Consider the following 12,999-nt stretch of genomic DNA (forward strand, 5'->3'; position numbering starts at 1 on the left):
GAAGGATGTGGCCTCCTCCCGGTTGGGTTAAGTGTGGTAACTCAACTTTAACCGATGCAGCCTCATCCTTCTGCTGTCCAATATCTATTGTACTCCTACACTTTTTCTGGTTCTGGCCATTTTGAAAACTCCTTTCTTGCACCTTGCGCCCGGATATGGTACAATCAAAGGGCGTGAAGGTGCCTGCTTGGTATTCTGCGCATCTTAATCGCTTCGGTGTTCCAGCACCGGGGCGGTTTTTATTTTTGCCTGTGGCACTCATGTGCGCAGGTATCGCGGCATCTCGGACAGTTCCTCCAATCGCTCCAATGCCTTTTCCTGTCCAGCATCATTAAGCAAACAGAACAGTTTTACCAGCCTGCCAACGGGTGAATCGCTTGACTCAGATGCATCTGATATCTGTTGCACATATTCTTCAGCAGCTGCGCGAATATCTGCTGGTAATGGTTGCGCAACCCCTTCGGGTAAGCCGGTGATTTTCTCAAAAGCGCGGTAGTCTGCGCTAAGTAGAGCCTTATAAATCGCTTCTTCAGTTTCTGTGGCATAACCTTCCAGATACGCAATCGAAACCCCTGGCCATATCCGCGCCCGAGGCCGCCCGGCTCCTGGGCGTGTCAAAGCCCACCATCTACCAGTACATAAACCGTGAGGGGTTCCCGTCCTTTAAGCTGGGTGGGCGCACCCTTGTTTCGGCGGAAGGACTGCGGGAGTGGGTAAAGGCTCAGCCGAAAGCGGAAAGGTGGCTGAAATTTGAACAATCTCACAAAAAAGGCAGTAGCGGAGATAACCGCTAAATTGGAGCAAGCGAAGCAAATACACAAGACTAAGAGGGAGAAAATGGAGCGGTTGACGATGGATTTGCTGGCATTTGACAACGAATGCCTGGGCGCAGCGGTCAAATGCTACATTTCAGGAAATTCGGATTCTGCGTCACAGTCTAATGCTGCCCTTGATGCCTATGACATCATTGCAGAAATCAAAGTATTGGAGTTGGAATGCTGAATGACTGAGAGATGTATGTTTGCAAAATCCATCATAGGCTCAGCGCGGTTTCTGCGAATGCCGCCTACGTCCCGCTTGCTTTACTATGACCTGGGTATGGCAGCAGACGATGATGGCATTGTGGAGGCGTTTTCTGTCATGCGTACAACAGGTGCCAATGAGGATGATCTGCGGGTGCTGGTCTCAAAGGGGTTTGTCCGTGTGCTGAATGAGGACCTTGTAACCTACATCACAGACTGGAGCCGTAATAATTACATCCAGAAAGACCGATGTCGCCCCAGTATTTACAGGGAAATCCTTGTAAAACTATCCGATGATTCCGAAATGGATACCCAGGTTAGGTAAGGCAAGGATAGGTGATGGGGAGCCGCAAGCGGCTCCCGCACCCACCCCCGCGCCCGGAAAAGGGCAATGGTCACATTTTGTTCCTCCCACGCTGGAAGAAGTGGCGGCCTACGTCCGGGAGCGCGGCAGCATGGTGAACCCGCGCGGAGAACGAAAGGCAACCATAGTGCGGGCTGCCTGTAAGTGCCAGCGTGAGGCGGACAAAGCGGAGGAGCGGCGGGCCGAGTGGGAGCGGTTCAAGCAGGATATGGCCCGCCGCCGCGAGGATTGAATTTCCTGCCCGGATGGGCTGCGCCATACCTTTGCTCAGGATGACCGCGCGGAGCCGAAAGTGTCTGACGCCTGCCGTCGGTACGTTGAACACTGGAAGGAGATGCAGACCGAAAACATCGGAATTCTATTCCACGGCACCGTTGGCACCGGCAAGAGCTTTTATGCTTCCTGCATTGGGAACGGCTTGCTGGAGAAACGGGTATCCGTCGCGGCCACCAACTTCCCCCGGCTGTTGAATCTGCTCCAGGGCACACAGGAGCAGCAAAAGCTCCTTGACCGTCTGGATCTACAAGCTGCTGATTCTGGATGACCTGGGGGTGGAACGGGACAGCGCCTATGCTGCGGAACAGATATTCAACGTCATCGACGCCCGGGCCAGCTCCAAACTGCCCGTGGTCGTGACCACCAATCTGACAATGGAGGAGCTAGAACACCCGGCCTCCATGCAGTATGCCCGTATCTATGACCGTGTGCTGGAGATGTGCCCTGTGCGCCTCAAGCTGATCGGCACGAGCAGACGCAGAGGAAATGCTGAAGCACGAAAGCAGCTTGCACAGCGCATTCTTCTTGGCTGAGGTGTGCGGACGTGGGCAAATCATCACAGCACAAAGGCGCAGACGGCGAGCGGGAGCTGGCCGCGATCCTCTGGGAGCGTGGCCATGACGTTGAGCGCGGCGCTCCCGCTCACCTTGGCTGGTGACCATGCGGCTCACCGATTGGCTGGAGTTATACGAGCGAGCCCATACGAAGCCATAGAGCGGCAGCGGGCGCGGCCCTGGTGTCTACCCTGTCCGCTGCCGCTCCCGGGCGCCGTGAGGCGTTGCAACAGCTCTCCCGCAGAAAAAAGGTACTGTGACGCCCCCTCCACCCAAGCTGCGGGCTCGCCGCCCCCAAAATCCAAGTAGTTACTGGGCAAAAAAATAGGGCGTTTCCGTTCCGCTTTGAACGCTGCGCCCAGAGGGCAAGGAGGAAATCGACATGGTAAACAAAGAGGCCCTGGATGGCATGGCCGCCAAACAGGTCATGCAGCAGCTCCAGGAAGTGAAAGAGCGGCGGCGTACTGCCATTGCACTGGCCAATGATGCGATCAACGGCTATCAAAAGGCTGTCAATGCGCGGGATGCTAAAATCAAAGAGCTGCAGGACGATTTGGGTAAGCAGCTCGCCGGCATTGCAGACAAGGCCGCGGCGTTGAACGCGGCTATGCTCCAAGCATCCCTGGCCGGGGATAGCGCGGAGTTTCAATAGCCCACAGATGGGGGAGTCCGGTGCAGCTCCCGGCCTCCCCCATCTCCTTTGCCCGTGATGGTGTTGACGCCTATATTCTACCACGAAAGGGGCTAAGGGGCAATGACCAAGCAGGAACTGGATCACCACCTGGAGCTGGTGCAGCAGTTGGAGGATGGACGGGAGCTATTGGCGTCACTGATGGCCGCAGCTGGCCCCAGAGCGCAACGCCTGGATGGTATGCCCCGCTCCCATGGTACCGCCGATCCGGTGGGCTGCCTCGCTGCTGAGATAGCGGACATGAGGGAAATCATCTCCCGGCGGGAGGCAGCTGCGGCCCGCTCGGAGGGGGCGGCGGCTGCATATATCCAGACCATTAAGGCGGTGGGAAGTGCGCTGAAACGTGCTACAGATTCTGGAAAAACAGTTGCAAAGCGGGCGGTTACGAAAGAGTACACTATCAGCCAGAGCGAGTTTCTGGCCCGCACCAGGAACATCAACTATTTTGTCCGGGAGACCGGCGGCGGTATCTCCGTGGTGTTCGGCTTCCGGGGGAATGTGATCCCGCTGATGAAGTCCAGCACTCGCATTAACGGCAGCGGCCAGGTGGTCACGCAGGTCAAAAGGTCTGGTTCGGCAGCAACGCTGGACCGGGCCTTTTCTGCGCAGATGGGCGGACACCGTGGCGTGTATGAACGTATTGGCCCCAGCCGGTTCCCGGTTGAGGAACGGTATGGTCCCGCTACCACGCAGATGATGTACTCCAATAATGAAATCACGGAAGAAATCAGCGAGAAGGTGGCCGAGACCTTCGGCAAGCGTATTGACCAGGATATTCTTGCTCTGCTCAACGGCTGGAGAAGATAGCCCAAGGCCGCACAGGGGGCCGTAGAGCGCACGCCAACGGGGCGGGAAGTGTAACCACCCAGGCAACACACAACGAACGGCCCACAGAGGGCGCTGCAACAGGAAAGGGGGCGGTTTGCAGCCGCTCCCTTTTCGCTTATTCGGTTTCAGAGGCGTACGTGGGTACGGGCGGGTGGCCTGCCGAGGCCAGGACAATATTTCCCGCCGCGATTGACGCAACATCCCCCAGTCCTGCGGACAATGCCGCAATGGCGGCCAGAAATGCCTTGAGCTGCACTCCGTCCAGCTGGTGGGCCAGTTCGCAGGTCATCCATGCGCCGCGCCCTCCTTTGTGCGGCCAAGTATGTACTGGGAGAAATCCGCCTGGTTTGCTGTGGCGGCGGAGATGGCTGTGCTCACCCGCATACCGTAGAGGATAGCCGCCGAGACCGTGGCAGATTCTACGCTGGTCGCAGCTTCCGAAAGCCTCTTGAACAAGTCCCGGGGAAGGACAGCAGCGGCCTCTTTTTCAGCCGCATAGCGGGCCTGTCCTGCCTGTTGGATCATGGGGTCTGTCTGCTGGATTTGGTTCCACGCATCGTTGCGTTCGATAGCGTCCATTAGGCTGTCCATGATAGCAACGCTACGGAACCACTCATTGGTCTGCGTGATGGTGGCCATGGGCTGGCTGATAATCTCCATGTTCTTATCCATGCTGGTATTCCTTTCTCCCCGTGTGCCCGGTAGGTCAGGCTATGTAAATGCGGCCCCGCTCGTATCAGAACAGCTTGCCCGCGGCATTCAGAAGTGCCAGGGTCACACGCGCCCCGTAGCGGGTGGCGGCGTTTCACAGGCTGTTGTCAGCTTGGATATCGCGTCCAAAAGGCTGTCACGGAGCTCCTTTGATTCTATCGGCACCATGACTGCATCCAGATGGGAGCGGGCCTCTTGGATTGCCGGATCGTGTGTCCAGATGCGGTCCCATTCGTCCGTCTGATGGATGGCCTGAATAAGCTCACAAGCGAGGCTTGATTTTACGTTATTTTTCATTTTCACACCCCGAAAATCTCATAGCGCACATAAGCGCATCGCTAAAGGCTAAACATACCCGCTGGGGAAGTCCAGCTCTGCCAGTCAGCTTTTCAACCAATACCAGCTCACGCATCGTGTCCGCCAAATCACCCATGCTTTGACCTAGGGCTATCTCCCATTTCGTCCGCTCGCTCACCTGGGGCTGGATCACGTTCAGACCTGGGGTTTCGCTGGACTGGCTTTTCTTCTCTTTCACTGTATGAAATTCCTCCTTGCATTTTGGGAAGGGGCCTTTCTCATGCTATTGTGAAGCGGCGGCTGGTGCTGGCCTTGCAGAACTGGCCGTACACGTCCGGGAGCGCAGCTTTGAGGGCCTTGCTGTCCAGGCGGTTGCTGATGATCTCCTTCCAGCGGAGGATGAAGTTTTGAGTTTTGAGTTCATCCAGCCCCTTTTCCTCCATGTCGGCTTTTAGCTTGGCCCGGATGGCATCGGCGGCTTCGAGCTCCTTCTGCTGGGCCTCCAGCGCCTGGAGCTTCTTGACCCGGTTCTCAATCATACGCTCGGTCATGGTGTTTTCTCCTTTTCGTTTGATGTGGGGGAAATCCGGCGGCGGGGGGCATCTGTCCTAATCAGGCCCGTCCCTCTCGGAAATCCTGTCCCGCTCTTGCCTCCAGTTCTTTACCCCCTGCCGGGGGCCTTCTCTGTTTGGCCGGTGTTCCCTCGTTCTGGCAGCAGAATACTACGGTCTACCCTATTTATCCACTGGCAAAATACACGAAGTCTACCGTATGATTTTGTTCGTTTTTATACTGTCTACCGTTTATATTTTGTGGTACAATAGCTACATCGTAAAGAAGGGAGGTATTTCTGCATGGCCCCACGGGAATCTCAAAAAAGGGCATCCCTCAAATGGGATAAGGAGAACATGACCGTGTTATCCTGTAAAATTCGCAAAGAACAGGCAGTTGCATTTAAAGCGCACTGTGAGAGCCAGGGCAGCACATCCAATACAGTTCTTAAAGACTTTGTGCTGGGTTGCATTGGTGAGCAGGAACCGGGAACGGCCCCAGAAACGCCACAGAAGGCTCCAGGACGGCCCGCAGGGGGCGGGGGTATATCTCTTCCTCCCCAAGCCATTAGAGCGGCACAGGAGGCCGCAGAGGCGACAGGCGAGGCCGCTCCGCAGTTTGTCGAGCGGGCGGTGGAGACACAGGCCAAGCGCGACAAGTCGTCTCTGGCGCTGGGTATCAACCCGGCTACAGGGGAAAAACCGGACAAGGAGGGGTAGCGCATGGATATTGCCGACTTGCAAAAACTGTGTGACAGCGAGGATATCCGCTGGACGGACCACGTCCTCAAACGGCTCAGCGGGGAATATCCCAGGCCGATGTGATCCAGGCCATCCAGGGCGGTGAGATTATCAAGCAGTACCCAGATGATTACCCATACCCCAGCTGCCTGCTGCTGGGAGCAGATGCCGCCGGGGGCGCCCTTCATGTGTGCTGCGGCCGGGGGCCTGGTGAGCTGTGGATGATAACTGCTTATCACCCTGCCCCGGACGAATGGGAAGCTGATCTGAAAACGAGGAAGAAGGTGCAGCAATGAAATGCTTCTATTGCAAAGGCGAAACCAAGGAAACCACGACAAAGTTTATCGTTGACCTGGGGAGGTATGTCGTGGTCGTGAAGAACGTGCCTGCCCGTGTGTGCCAGCAGTGCGGGGAAGCGTCCTACAGCAACGAGGTGGCCCAGCAGTTGGAGAAGATCGTGGAGGCCGTCAAGCATAGCATCATGAGCGAAGTGGCCATTGTGGAGTATTCGCGGGATGTGGCCTGATGTGCAGCGCCATTGACCTGTTCCAAGTGTTTCCCGAACAGGTAGCAAAGAGGCTGGGGCTGCACCAAGGTGCAGCCCCTTTTGTAATTCTATGCTGGATGTACAAGGGATAAATCTTTCAATTTGACGTTGCTTAAACCTGACACAAGCGGATGCCTTACTTGGTGGAGCGGTTCTTTTCTTGATAAATTGACCTGTCAAAACAAAATGCCGACTGCTGGGCTTATCACTCTCTTTCCGTTTTAAGATCAACACCCCCATACCGATTAGATTAGAGGTATGGGGGTGTTGATGCAGCGCAGCACTGACTGCACACGCCTTTCAGTTTTGGCAGCATTTCTTCAGGCTTCCGCCCAAATTTCCGGCAGCAGCGTCTGCAAACCAGTGAAGGAGCCCTCCACAATATCAAGCCATACCACAAGATCGGTCAATGTGCTGGACTCTCTCTCCCTTCGTGCCGCAAAACTAAATTGGCCACTTTTTGTTTGGATTTCGCAGCACTCCAAAGAGGTTTTTAGCTCTGTGTGAATTCCACGTTCCATCAACCGGACAGCCTCCAAGATACAAGCGGAACTGTTGTGCCGTCGGCATTCACTAGGTTCAGGAGGGTGGCGTCCATACTTACAGTAATGTCCGGACAAAGTTGGAGCTTTTCCTCGTTGAAGGGCAGGGATTCCAGGTCTTGGTACGTCCGGAAGCAGGGCGGGATAAGGACTGTAACACAAAGCAACTTGGGATATCCCAAGTTGCTTTTTATCTGAGCTTACCGGCTCAGGACCTCATCGTTCTGTCTAGCTACATCCCTTTAAGTGTCCTAAATCTCGCACATGTAATAAACGGTAATCTTAGCACCAGGATAAGTACCAGATTCGGTCGGGGTCAAACGGAGCTGCCATGTGCCGCCGCAATTTACGAGGGGCTGCCCACTTTTGAACCCAAAATCAATACTGCGGGTATGAGGCACATTCGTTCTCCAAGTGCTTGTTCCAGGACTCAAAACCGAGAATTGAGAGCCGTGCATGTTGTATGCAGTGGCTGTGTGTGCGCTATAGTCCACAGTATTCACATACCCAGACAGCCCTGTCACAGGAGTCAGCTTAAAATTAAGCATCCGTGGAGTTCCCTTGACAAAGCTCATTTCCGGGATGGTGTATTCAGCAGATCTCGATATAAGCTGACGGTCACCAACACTAATTTCATAGCCATAAGGTGCGCCTACACCCTCCGGGCTATAGACCACAACGTAATACGATTCTCCAGGTGTAAAGTTGACTTTAACAGAGATACACTCGAATGGTACCGACGAAGAAGAACCATACGGGTCATAAGGCTGCAAATCACGGCTATCATAGAGCGTCTCAAAGGTGCTGGTGCTCAAAATTTTAAACCGGAAATAGTCTCTTCTCTGTGTTAGAGTAATCGTCTCAGGGCCTTTGGTGGTGATTTTGTAGTAGTCACCATAGTCGCTGGGCGTAAGGTCGCAGATGGAACGGTAGTCATGGTCTTTTAGCATATCACGGTACGGTACATAATACGGAAGCTCAATAGAATCCGATACATCCTCAAAGAAGTAGACTTTCTGATCTTCCGCACCGTAGGCCAGCCGGTAAGTGGTGTCGCCAGCTGAGAAATACTTGTCAACTGCTGCCACGGACACTGAGTAAGAGTAGGAACCTGTGACACCTTCAGGCCGCTTCAATTCGATAGCGCCTTTTGCGCGATTACCGGTGTGAAGATCGGAAACGGTGGACGTTCCACACTGCGTCCCATTCTCATCATACACTGTAACCTTGAAGCCGCCGGTCCCTTTTCTTAAAAGCGACAGACAGTAGGTGTCTGTGTTAGTGTAATCCACGGTTATGCTATGTCTGTCAACGGCTGTGGCTGAGGTCAGAGAACCGTCGATGGTCTCAAATACACCCCGGCTGATAATGTTGAGGTTGAGCGAGGTGACCGGCGTCATCCCATTATACATATCAGAAATGGCAAACTGGAAGAAATAGCTTCCTCTGTTGAATATACGCACTGCATATCCAGCATAGGTGCCGTAATCTTCATCGTTGAGCTCTGTAATGTACCCAGCGGGGAAGTTATTGGTAGCCAGGAAAAGCGGGCCTCCCTCCGGGTCATAACAAAGGTCCTGGTTGTTCCAACGAGTCGCAATATAAAAGATGGTTGCCGTAGTATACTGGCCGTCAATCATAGACTCCGGATTGATGACAAAGATGCTCGGCTTTCCAACAGGAGCTTGGTTGTCTGCAACATCAGCAGTCATAATGCTATTGTCAGAAACTTCGCCGGCAATGAGGATTGCAGAGGAAAAGTCAATCTCCTCTTCTGAAACACGGGGCTCTACCAGAGTAAGACCGTTGCCTGTGGAAGTTGCGCTCTCTTGCGGCAGGTCAACGGCGGGCGTCCGCGTACCGCTTCCAATGGTATATGACAGAGGCTCAGCATTGTCGGGAAGAAGAGAAATCTCTTCCTCCACAGGTTCGGCTGCTAATGCTGTCACGCCGAGAGACAGCACCATTGCCAGACATAATAACATTGACCAGAATCGTTTCATGATACTTGTTCCTCCTATACAGAAAGGTTAATTCCTTGTTTGCTGCTCATCCGTTCAAAGTGTCCCCGCGGATACACTTGGAGACTTTTGAAGAATTGGTTGACCGCGGCATCCTGGACCGGGTCGCCAGTGGAGAACTTGAGCAGGTCTCCTATATTGTACAGGTTGTCTTTGCAGTCATCGACCTTAAAAATGATATCCGCGGTGACGGTGTGCCACTTCCCGTCCACACCCAGCAGCTTGGCCCAGGTAATGCCGGTGGAAGGGTTCTTGGGGTCGAACTTGGTAGGCGGCTTTTGGAGATAAACTGTTTCAGTAGTTCCGTCGGGATACTCTGTGGTGATCGAGGTTATCATCTGCGGACCGTCATCCGGATTCGCGCCAGTCTGGAAAAACCACTGGAAATTCCGGGGCGGCACGGCGTCCGGATTGAGGATATACTGTTCCGACACAGCGAAATTGTTGGAGAACGCAGTGTTGAAGTTGTAGTACTCGTTCAGACCCTTGGCTTTGTAGTCTGGGATGGAGAAATCATCGTATCCCTTCTCCTGCGCGATATCCATAATACCCTTGCTGATGGCGGAAATAGCGGCCTCGCTCTGGTAGTAGTAGTCCGAGTTATAATACTTCCAACTTCGGGCGGCCATTGGATCTCCGGCCACATACTGCTTACCCTCTTCTACACTCTGGTGGACAGCATTGCTCAGAAGTTTCCTGCGGAACTCGCCGTAAAAGGTCTCCATTTTTGCCTGCTCCATGTACCGGTCTGTCCCAGGCAGCGGGATTGGATAGCCGTTGGTTTTGCAGGCATCGGAAAACTGTTTGAAAAGGGCCTGAAATGTCTCTGAGAGCTCCTCTTCCGATACGCTTCCGTCATAGAATCCCTGGATTGCGGCGTCAGTTTTTCCGTCTATCACCTGTTTGACCGCAGACATAGCCGGATCTTTGGACAGAGAGAAATCGCTGAAATCCACTGCCCAACGCTGGCGGCGTTGCTCCGGCGTAGGCTTATACACGGTCATCTGGTCTACATCGGCCGGTTTGTCTGACCGCACCGCCTGGCTGGTAATGTCCAGATACGTCCACTTTCCCATTTGCACCGGAATGCCAGCGAGTGGTGTACGGCTGACTCCTTCCATGAAAGTTCCCCTCCTTGTTTCTTGATTAGACAGCCCCCCGCTTTCCAGGATGGAAAGCCACCGGCTGCCTGCCAATTAGTCCATGGGAATCACCGCCTCCTCCATAGCGTAGAGACAAATTGTAAAAAGGGTTTGGACTCCAACTTGTGCTCTCACCTATGTAACGATTCAGGAGACAAGAATCTCTGATATTTTTCAAATAATTTTAAGGTTTGTATAAAAAGTGGAGGACTATCAAAATTACAAAATATTCCTTGTGAAATAAAACTAATTTTTCCTCCAAAACTGGCATAGACTTAGAACCTGTATTCATAACTGGGAGATGCCGCATTGCCAAGGGATTTTTTCGCTCTGCAAGGCAAAAAATCGCAGGAATACTGGGTGTATTTCAAGATTTTTCAACGCCGCAGGGCGGCAAAAGACCGGGCAAGGCGGTATGTAGCGGTTATGAATACAGGTTCTTATATGGAGAGCTTATCTCTGACAGGCATTCTACGTAAAAACCCAGCCGCACGGACTTCCCCGTGCGGCTGGGTTTTCTTACATTGCTAAAGTGCATGGGTTTATGAGCTAAGTATTTCCGATAGGCTTCATTTTTTGTACACTACATAGTTGTCGATATAGTCCACTCCATCTGCATCAACTGTGTAGTACATGCGGTAAGTACCACTGGGGGACAAGAGAGAACTGGTGAAGGTTCTGTCAAATGTATAAGAGCCAGTCCCAGTCAGATTTCTCCAGGAGCACACAGGGGTCTCGCTGCCGTTACTGTTGACCCGGACAACTTTAATGTTCGCAGTAATTTTAGTACCAGGGTCAGCCGTAACATCCAGGTAACAAGATGCTGTAGTCCCTGAAATAGAAAAACTACTATTACAAGTCCAGATTTTGTTCCAGCGTGGTGCTGCGTGAGCTGTTCCCAAGGACAGAACCATCACAACCAACACAAAGGCAGACACAAGCCGCTTTCTCATATGTTTCACCTCCTTCCGCACAAGATATAGAGAGCAATTGGTGCTCTCACCTATATAACGATTCAGGAGGCAAAAATCTCTGATGTTTTCCGCGAATATTTCAATTTATTTTTTGGACGCTTTCTGCTATAGAAATAAGTTCCTGAAAATCGACATTAGAAACTAATTGATACGATATCCCCAGAACTTCATCTACCCATATTAAATAGCTAGGCTTTCCTTCTTTATTGGACACATAAAGATCGCCAGGGATATCCCCAATCGTCACAGAGTAATAGTCATTATGCTCATTGTCGTTGGAGAAACTCACATTTTCATCTATAATCGCATAAGTGAGTTTGATGAATCCTTCACTCTGATCTTCATATATGACAGAGGCTCTGCGTTCTGTACATATAGCGTCTGTCTCAGTAAACCCATCCGGTACATATTGGGGACGCCAAGTTCCGATATCAGAAGACGCTTGTGGTTCCCCGGTAAAAGAGTATTGGGTGTGGGTGCCTCTCCACTCCGTAATCACACGTGCCACCCAAGCACGGGCCTCCGGACTGAACACCATCAAGCCGCTGAACGCAATGCCTGCGGCCAAGAGGAAACAGGCTGCTGTTTGCAGTGCGCTCTTCCATACAGGCCGCCTTTTCCGCTTGGCATAGCCAAAGGGGTCCGCCAACAGCCTGGCGCGGTTGCGGCGATAGCGGGCGGAAAACTCCGGGTCCGGAGGCGGCGCTTCCTCCAGAACCGAGGCCCAGTCCTCCCGCACGGCTTCCAGCAGTGCTTCGCGGAGTAGGTTGTCAAATTCAGCGTCGTTCATATTCATAGCCCTCCGCATACAGCTTTTGCTGCAACAGCGTTCTTCCACGTGAAATACGGTTATTGACAGCGGTCTCGCTTAATCCAGTGGCCTGCGCAATTTCTTTTGCGGACCACTCAGCCACAAGTTTAAGCTCTAAAACCCGCCGGTAGGTTTCTGGCATAGTCCGGATTGCGGCAACTAAGTAACGATATGCGGCTTGGCTTTCCGTATCTTCTCGGGCCGGGTTATCCCAATCTGTATCTAGCGCTTCGTTTCGTCTTTCCTTCTTGTGCAAGTCCAGCGCTGTGTTCTTCACTATAGTAACGGCCCAAGGTCCGATTTTCTCGCAGGAATTTTCGTAAATTTTTAGAAAATCTTCAAAGTGCCCAATAATCTTGAGCATTGCCTCACTGAGGGCATCTTCGGCCTGTGTTGGGTTTTTCAAAATATTCAACGCAACTACATAGAGGCGGCTCTCATATCTTCTGTGAAATTCCAGGAAAAGCCGCTTATGTTCTTCTGGCAACAATGCAAGCAAGATGGTAAGCATCATAACACCTCTTCGCAGGCGGGTTGTCACAGCATCACATGTACTCAAAAAACTGAACTCCTGCGTTTTGCAAACTATTGTACCTGATAGAACCTGGAAAGGCAAGAAAAATAAATGATAGCGCCCATATAATCCATTTATTGGATATTATTTGGAATAAATGCTCTTTTTTCTAAATACATATTTTACTCCTTCAAGGCAGATGAGATATGGATAACAGTCCTTGTCAGAGGGTGAGCAAATTTGCTGTCATACCGCTTAATATGGAAGCATATTAAGCGAGATAATGGTTACGTTGCAATAAATACATACCTATTATAATATTGCATACCGGAAAAAGCAAGCAATGACCGGGGATATCCTTTTGGATATCCCCGGCCGCTTGTTGGGGTTCCCCCAAGCCCCGGACTGGCCGC

Annotated in this window: 21 protein-coding genes; 10 read left to right on the top strand and 11 right to left on the bottom strand. The window is 52.4% G+C overall.

Annotated elements, in window-relative coordinates; genetic code table 11:
• Positions 1–258: 258 nt before the first annotated feature.
• Positions 259–618, bottom strand: coding sequence for a hypothetical protein (locus tag D1159_RS17495; RefSeq protein ID WP_161846897.1), 360 nt, complete (start codon positions 616–618; stop codon positions 259–261).
• Positions 619–750: 132 nt separating this feature from the next.
• On the opposite strand from D1159_RS17495, the gene D1159_RS17505 reads away from it, so the two are divergent.
• From D1159_RS17505 to D1159_RS17535, 7 genes are all read left to right on the top strand, one after another.
• Entirely contained in the window at positions 751–1,002 is a 252-nt protein-coding gene (locus D1159_RS17505) for a hypothetical protein (RefSeq protein ID WP_161846898.1), read from the top strand.
• Positions 1,003–1,347 carry a hypothetical protein gene (locus tag D1159_RS17510; protein ID WP_161846899.1) on the top strand — a complete coding sequence of 115 codons (345 nt, stop codon included), beginning with the start codon at positions 1,003–1,005 and terminating at the stop codon, positions 1,345–1,347. It abuts the gene before it with no gap.
• A 130-nt stretch (positions 1,348–1,477) separates the two neighbouring features.
• Entirely contained in the window at positions 1,478–1,618 is a 141-nt protein-coding gene (locus D1159_RS17515) for a hypothetical protein (protein WP_161846900.1), read from the top strand.
• A 60-nt stretch (positions 1,619–1,678) separates the two neighbouring features.
• Positions 1,679–1,930: an ATP-binding protein gene (locus tag D1159_RS17520; RefSeq protein WP_161846901.1), complete on the top strand. Its 252-nt coding sequence runs from the start codon at positions 1,679–1,681 to the stop codon at positions 1,928–1,930.
• Positions 1,893–2,195, top strand: a complete 303-nt coding sequence (locus tag D1159_RS17525) for an ATP-binding protein (RefSeq protein ID WP_161846902.1) — start codon at positions 1,893–1,895, stop codon at positions 2,193–2,195. The genes D1159_RS17520 and D1159_RS17525 overlap by 38 nt, the downstream gene beginning before the upstream one ends.
• Positions 2,196–2,598: 403 nt before the next feature.
• Positions 2,599–2,868, top strand: a complete 270-nt coding sequence (locus D1159_RS17530) for a hypothetical protein (protein WP_161846903.1) — start codon at positions 2,599–2,601, stop codon at positions 2,866–2,868.
• 102 nt (positions 2,869–2,970) lie between these two features.
• A complete protein-coding gene (locus tag D1159_RS17535) occupies positions 2,971–3,714 on the top strand; it encodes a hypothetical protein (RefSeq protein ID WP_161846904.1) in 744 nt (247 codons plus the stop codon).
• 136 nt (positions 3,715–3,850) lie between these two features.
• Here the strand turns inward: D1159_RS17535 and D1159_RS17540 are convergent, their stop codons facing one another.
• From D1159_RS17540 to D1159_RS17555, 4 genes are all read right to left on the bottom strand, one after another.
• On the bottom strand, positions 3,851–4,024 hold the full coding sequence (locus D1159_RS17540; protein WP_161846905.1) for a hypothetical protein: 174 nt from the start codon (positions 4,022–4,024) through the stop codon (positions 3,851–3,853).
• Positions 4,021–4,407 (bottom strand): hypothetical protein, encoded by a 387-nt coding sequence (locus tag D1159_RS17545; protein WP_161846906.1) that lies wholly within the window; start codon positions 4,405–4,407, stop codon positions 4,021–4,023. Before D1159_RS17545 ends, D1159_RS17540 begins: the two co-directional genes overlap by 4 nt.
• A 325-nt stretch (positions 4,408–4,732) precedes the next feature.
• On the bottom strand, positions 4,733–4,981 hold the full coding sequence (locus D1159_RS17550; RefSeq protein ID WP_161846907.1) for a hypothetical protein: 249 nt from the start codon (positions 4,979–4,981) through the stop codon (positions 4,733–4,735).
• Positions 4,982–5,021: 40 nt separating this feature from the next.
• Positions 5,022–5,294 (bottom strand): hypothetical protein, encoded by a 273-nt coding sequence (locus tag D1159_RS17555; RefSeq protein WP_161846908.1) that lies wholly within the window; start codon positions 5,292–5,294, stop codon positions 5,022–5,024.
• 303 nt (positions 5,295–5,597) lie between these two features.
• On the opposite strand from D1159_RS17555, the gene D1159_RS17560 reads away from it, so the two are divergent.
• From D1159_RS17560 to D1159_RS17570, 3 genes are all read left to right on the top strand, one after another.
• Positions 5,598–6,014: a hypothetical protein gene (locus tag D1159_RS17560; RefSeq protein WP_161846909.1), complete on the top strand. Its 417-nt coding sequence runs from the start codon at positions 5,598–5,600 to the stop codon at positions 6,012–6,014.
• A gap of 101 nt (positions 6,015–6,115) precedes the next feature.
• Positions 6,116–6,331, top strand: coding sequence for a DUF4258 domain-containing protein (locus D1159_RS19850; protein WP_347563723.1), 216 nt, complete (start codon positions 6,116–6,118; stop codon positions 6,329–6,331).
• Positions 6,328–6,561: a type II toxin-antitoxin system MqsA family antitoxin gene (locus D1159_RS17570; RefSeq protein ID WP_161846910.1), complete on the top strand. Its 234-nt coding sequence runs from the start codon at positions 6,328–6,330 to the stop codon at positions 6,559–6,561. The genes D1159_RS19850 and D1159_RS17570 overlap by 4 nt, the downstream gene beginning before the upstream one ends.
• A gap of 341 nt (positions 6,562–6,902) precedes the next feature.
• Here the strand turns inward: D1159_RS17570 and D1159_RS17575 are convergent, their stop codons facing one another.
• The 6 genes from D1159_RS17575 to D1159_RS17600 form a co-directional block, all read right to left on the bottom strand.
• A complete protein-coding gene (locus tag D1159_RS17575; RefSeq protein WP_161846911.1) occupies positions 6,903–7,103 on the bottom strand; it encodes a hypothetical protein in 201 nt (66 codons plus the stop codon).
• A gap of 272 nt (positions 7,104–7,375) precedes the next feature.
• Complete coding sequence (locus D1159_RS17580) at positions 7,376–9,127, bottom strand: hypothetical protein (protein ID WP_161846912.1); 1,752 nt, start codon at positions 9,125–9,127, stop codon at positions 7,376–7,378.
• A gap of 14 nt (positions 9,128–9,141) precedes the next feature.
• Complete coding sequence (locus D1159_RS17585) at positions 9,142–10,266, bottom strand: hypothetical protein (RefSeq protein ID WP_161846913.1); 1,125 nt, start codon at positions 10,264–10,266, stop codon at positions 9,142–9,144.
• 590 nt (positions 10,267–10,856) lie between these two features.
• Entirely contained in the window at positions 10,857–11,240 is a 384-nt protein-coding gene (locus D1159_RS17590) for a hypothetical protein (RefSeq protein ID WP_161846914.1), read from the bottom strand.
• A 100-nt stretch (positions 11,241–11,340) separates the two neighbouring features.
• The gene (locus D1159_RS17595) at positions 11,341–12,051 is read right to left on the bottom strand and encodes a DUF4367 domain-containing protein (protein WP_161846915.1); all 711 of its coding nucleotides are present in this window, start codon (positions 12,049–12,051) and stop codon (positions 11,341–11,343) included.
• Entirely contained in the window at positions 12,038–12,586 is a 549-nt protein-coding gene (locus tag D1159_RS17600; RefSeq protein WP_161846916.1) for a sigma-70 family RNA polymerase sigma factor, read from the bottom strand. The genes D1159_RS17595 and D1159_RS17600 overlap by 14 nt, the downstream gene beginning before the upstream one ends.
• Positions 12,587–12,999 lie beyond the last annotated feature (413 nt).

Origin of the sequence: Pseudoflavonifractor sp. 524-17, from assembly GCF_009935845.1 — a bacterium.
Classification (GTDB): Bacteria; Bacillota; Clostridia; order Oscillospirales; family Oscillospiraceae; genus Pseudoflavonifractor_A.

What these genes read in the sequence shown, in the direction of transcription:
- D1159_RS17600 (WP_161846916.1), bottom strand. Translation starts at nt 12,586, where the DNA reads ATGATGCTTACCATCTTGCTTGCATTGTTGCCAGAAGAACATAAGCGG.
- D1159_RS17575 (WP_161846911.1), bottom strand. Translation starts at nt 7,103, where the DNA reads ATGGAACGTGGAATTCACACAGAGCTAAAAACCTCTTTGGAGTGCTGC.
- D1159_RS17530 (WP_161846903.1), top strand. Translation starts at nt 2,599, where the DNA reads ATGGTAAACAAAGAGGCCCTGGATGGCATGGCCGCCAAACAGGTCATG.
- D1159_RS17595 (WP_161846915.1), bottom strand. Translation starts at nt 12,051, where the DNA reads ATGAACGACGCTGAATTTGACAACCTACTCCGCGAAGCACTGCTGGAA.
- D1159_RS17585 (WP_161846913.1), bottom strand. Translation starts at nt 10,266, where the DNA reads ATGGAAGGAGTCAGCCGTACACCACTCGCTGGCATTCCGGTGCAAATG.
- D1159_RS17540 (WP_161846905.1), bottom strand. Translation starts at nt 4,024, where the DNA reads ATGACCTGCGAACTGGCCCACCAGCTGGACGGAGTGCAGCTCAAGGCA.
- D1159_RS17580 (WP_161846912.1), bottom strand. Translation starts at nt 9,127, where the DNA reads ATGAAACGATTCTGGTCAATGTTATTATGTCTGGCAATGGTGCTGTCT.
- D1159_RS17590 (WP_161846914.1), bottom strand. Translation starts at nt 11,240, where the DNA reads ATGAGAAAGCGGCTTGTGTCTGCCTTTGTGTTGGTTGTGATGGTTCTG.
- D1159_RS17515 (WP_161846900.1), top strand. Translation starts at nt 1,478, where the DNA reads ATGGTGAACCCGCGCGGAGAACGAAAGGCAACCATAGTGCGGGCTGCC.
- D1159_RS17510 (WP_161846899.1), top strand. Translation starts at nt 1,003, where the DNA reads ATGACTGAGAGATGTATGTTTGCAAAATCCATCATAGGCTCAGCGCGG.
- D1159_RS17570 (WP_161846910.1), top strand. Translation starts at nt 6,328, where the DNA reads ATGAAATGCTTCTATTGCAAAGGCGAAACCAAGGAAACCACGACAAAG.
- D1159_RS17555 (WP_161846908.1), bottom strand. Translation starts at nt 5,294, where the DNA reads ATGACCGAGCGTATGATTGAGAACCGGGTCAAGAAGCTCCAGGCGCTG.
- D1159_RS17535 (WP_161846904.1), top strand. Translation starts at nt 2,971, where the DNA reads ATGACCAAGCAGGAACTGGATCACCACCTGGAGCTGGTGCAGCAGTTG.
- D1159_RS17560 (WP_161846909.1), top strand. Translation starts at nt 5,598, where the DNA reads ATGGCCCCACGGGAATCTCAAAAAAGGGCATCCCTCAAATGGGATAAG.
- D1159_RS17545 (WP_161846906.1), bottom strand. Translation starts at nt 4,407, where the DNA reads ATGGATAAGAACATGGAGATTATCAGCCAGCCCATGGCCACCATCACG.